Raw genomic sequence first — 3,490 nt, 5'->3', positions numbered from 1 at the left:
ATTCTCGCCAGTTCCGCATCCCAGAACTTGCTGTCAAAAGCCGCATTGTGAGCGACCAGGGGCACCGTGCCGACAAAGTCCGCCACCTCGGCCATGACCTGCTGGGCTGGGGGCGCCTGGCGCAGCATGGCGTTGGTGATCCCGGTCAGTTGGGTGATGAAGGCAGGCACGCGCACCCCGGCGTTCATCAGGCTCTGGTAGCGGTCAATGATCTGTCCGTCGCGCACCAGGACGGCGGCAATCTCGGTGGCGCGATCCCCGCCATTGGGCGAGAGGCCGGTCGTCTCGAAGTCGATCACGGCGATGGTGTCCATCTCGGGTCTCCTGGAGGGCGTGCGTCAGTCGCGCCAGTTCAACGTGTGCGGTATATTGCAATCACACGCGCAGTATTGCCAACAGGGAGTCAGTCACGAATGGCTGCTGTCAAGACTGAAACCATTACCTTCCGCATCCAGCCCGAGATCAAAGCCGCGCTGCGCGAGACGGCGGAACGCGAACATCGCAGCCTCGCCAACATGCTGGAGGTGATGATCCGCGATTATTCCGGCCGTTCTCCCGTCCATGGATTCAAACAGCAGGATGCGTCACGTCATGGCTCCAACCGTTGAAGGCCGCAAGGAGCGCGAGACCCGGATCGAGCTGATCGATCCCGCTCTACGCCAGCGCGGCTGGCTGCAAGAAAAGGGCATGATCAAGCGCGAGGTCAGCGCCGGCACCATCGAAATCATCGCCGGGAAAGCCCGCCGTCGGGCGCAGGGGCGGGCCGACTACACGTTGAGGATCCTGGCTGGCAATGCGGGCCAACCCTTGGCGGTGGGCTTGATCGAGGCCAAGCACGAGGGTTTGCACCCCGGTAGCGGGCTGCAACAGGGCCGCGGCTATGCTCCGGCCAAGCGGTTGAATGTCCCCTTCGTCTACGCCAGCAACGGGCATCAGTTCGTCGAGTTCGACCGCTTCACCGGCAAGACCAGCCAGCCGCGCCCCATGGCCGAATTCCCCACGCCGGAGGAACTGCGCCAACGCTATGAGGCCGGTATGGGCTTCGACCTGGCTGATGAAGCCGCTAAGCCCCTGCTACAGCCCTATCCCGACGGCGAAGACAGCCGCCGTTACTACCAGGATGCCGCCATCCGTGCCACGCTGGAGAAGATCGCCCGCTGTATCCGCACCGGCGACCTGAAACGCGCCCTGCTCACCCTCGCCACCGGCGCCGGCAAGACCTTCATCGCGGTCAACCTGCTCAAGCGCCAATCCGACGCCGGGCAACTGACCCGCGCCCTCTTTGTCTGCGACCGCGACGAACTGCGCTCCCAGGCGCTAACGGCCTTTCAGCGGGTCTTTGGCAGCGATGCCGCGGAGGTCAAGACCGATGGCAACGGCGGCAACCGGGCGAAACACGCCCGGATCCATATCGCCACCTATCAAACCCTCGGGGTCGATACGGACGGCGACGCCAGTTTTTTGAGCACTCACTATCCCCCGGATTTCTTCAGCCATGTGATCATCGACGAGTGCCACCGCTCCGCGTTTGGCAAGTGGGCAGCGGTTCTGACCCGCAACGCTAACGCCGTCCAGGTCGGGCTAACCGCCACGCCACGGACCCTCAAAATCAAGAAGCCAAAGGGCAACATCGATCCGGCCACGCAAGCGCAGATCGACGAGGCCGAGCAGATCACCGCCGATAACCTGAAATATTTTGGCGAGCCGGTTTATGAGTACGACATGGCGCAGGCGATGGAGGATGGTTATCTGGCCGTCTGTCAGATCGACAAGGGCCGGGTGGATCTGGACAAGAACGGCCTCACCATCGAGCAGATCATGGCGCACAACCCACGGGACGCGCTCACCGGGCTACCGGTCCCCGAGGCGGAGATTCGCCAACGCTACGAGGCCCCCAGCTTCGAGGATCGCGTGATGCTCCCGGATCGGGTCATCGCGATGTGCGCCGACCTGTTCCAATACCTGCTCGACACCGGCGGACCAGAGCAGAAGACCGTGATTTTCTGTGCCCGCGACAGTCATGCTGATGCCGTCGCGGCGGAGATGGGTAACCTCTATGCCGACTGGTGCAAGCAGCAGCAGCGGCAGCCGGTCGAGGATTACGCCTTCAAATGCACCGCCAAGAGCGACGGCAGCAAGCTCCTGGCCGATTTCCGGGGCGCTGACCGCCGTTACTTCATCGCCACCACCGTGGACCTGCTGACCACCGGCGTCGACGTGCCCAAGCTGCGCAACGTGGTGTTTTTCCGCTACGTGCGATCGCCCATCAGCTTCTATCAGATGATCGGGCGCGGCACCCGCATCGACGAGCCGAGCGGCAAGCTGATGTTCCATGTCTACGACTACACCAACGCCACCGATCTCTTCGGGGCCGAGTTCTTGACCGAGCAGAAACCGCCCAAAGAGGGACCTGGAGTCGATCCGCCACCGCCGCCGGAACCCGTGATTGTGATTGATGGCATCAAGGTCACGGTAGACACCCAGGGCCGCTATGTGCTCGGACAGGAGGACGGACGCGACAAGCCCATTCTCTTCGACGAATACAAGCGGCGTCTGGCCGCGCAATTACTCGTCGAAGCTCCGACTTTGGCGGATTTTCGCCAGCGCTGGGCCGAGCCGGACGAGCGCCGCGCCCTGATCGATAAGTTGGTACGGGGCGGCCATCCGCCGAGCACCCTGCAAGCGATCCAGCAGATGGCGGATTTCGACCTCTACGACGTGCTTGCCGACCTTGGTTTTCACATCAAACCGCGCACCCGGCAAGACCGCGTGCAGGCGTTCATCTTCAAGCATGAAGACTGGCTCGACGGCCTGCCGCCCCAAACCGCCGCCGCGATCCGTGCCATCGTCGGGCAGTTCGAGAACGACGGAACCGCTGGGCTGGAATCGAAGCGGATGTTTGAGACGCCCGCGTTCAAGGCAGCGGGCGGGATCGGAGCACTGGCGGCGGGTGGGGATCCAGCGGCGTTGGTCAAAGAGGCGAAAGAGAGGATGTTTGCAGCGTGACTGGGACGAAGCGAAAGGAATTGCCGCTGGGGTGGCGATGGGTGCTGCTCAGCGATTACGCCGAGAAAATTGGAAGCGGAATCACACCGCGTGGTGGTCAATCGATTTATGTTGACAGGGGAGTTCCTTTAATTCGTAGCCAAAATGTTCATATGAATCGTTTTGAGCCACGGGGTCTCGCGTTTATCACAGAAGAACAGGATTTGGAAATGGCCGGAAGCCGAGTACAACCCGGTGACATTCTCCTTAATATCACTGGAGCTTCTATCGGCAGGGTTTGTACTGTACCAGATCATTTCTGCCCGGCGAATGTGAACCAACATGTAAGCATTATTCGGCCAACATCAAAAATTAATTCGCTATTTTTAATTCTACTTTGTTACTTTAATTCAAACACATTGACTATCCCGTCGCGGTCAGCTTGTAATAACGCTCGATATCCTTTTGCCTTTGCTCATGCCTGACCCGCATTTGCTTGATTCTT

Annotated in this window: 4 protein-coding genes; 3 read left to right on the top strand and 1 reads right to left on the bottom strand. The window is 60.7% G+C overall.

What is annotated here, in order from left to right:
- A partial coding sequence (locus tag QZY07_RS22275) for a 3'-5' exonuclease (RefSeq protein WP_295407643.1) occupies positions 1-314 on the bottom strand: 314 nt, incomplete at its 3' end.
- Between the two features lie 99 nt (positions 315-413).
- Between QZY07_RS22275 and QZY07_RS22270 the strand changes: the two genes are divergently transcribed.
- From QZY07_RS22270 to QZY07_RS22260, 3 genes are read left to right on the top strand one after another with little or no spacing between them, the layout of a single operon-like run.
- On the top strand, positions 414-608 hold the full coding sequence (locus QZY07_RS22270) for a ribbon-helix-helix protein, CopG family (protein ID WP_295407640.1): 195 nt from the start codon (positions 414-416) through the stop codon (positions 606-608).
- Positions 592-3,006, top strand: coding sequence for a DEAD/DEAH box helicase family protein (locus QZY07_RS22265; RefSeq protein WP_295407638.1), 2,415 nt, complete (start codon positions 592-594; stop codon positions 3,004-3,006). Before QZY07_RS22270 ends, QZY07_RS22265 begins: the two co-directional genes overlap by 17 nt.
- Positions 3,003-3,470 (top strand): hypothetical protein, encoded by a 468-nt coding sequence (locus QZY07_RS22260; protein ID WP_295407635.1) that lies wholly within the window; start codon positions 3,003-3,005, stop codon positions 3,468-3,470. The genes QZY07_RS22265 and QZY07_RS22260 overlap by 4 nt, the downstream gene beginning before the upstream one ends.
- The last annotated feature ends 20 nt before the right edge of the window (positions 3,471-3,490 follow it).

Source organism: uncultured Thiocystis sp., assembly GCF_903866365.1.
GTDB lineage: Bacteria > Pseudomonadota > Gammaproteobacteria > Chromatiales > Chromatiaceae > Chromatium.
The sequence above is the reverse complement of the archived record's forward strand: the minus strand, read 5'-3'. Positions and strand labels throughout refer to the sequence as shown.

Bases quoted from the DNA above. Each gene is read 5' to 3' on its own strand.
- QZY07_RS22270 (WP_295407640.1), top strand. From the start codon at position 414: ATGGCTGCTGTCAAGACTGAAACCATTACCTTCCGCATCCAGCCCGAG.
- QZY07_RS22265 (WP_295407638.1), top strand. From the start codon at position 592: ATGGCTCCAACCGTTGAAGGCCGCAAGGAGCGCGAGACCCGGATCGAG.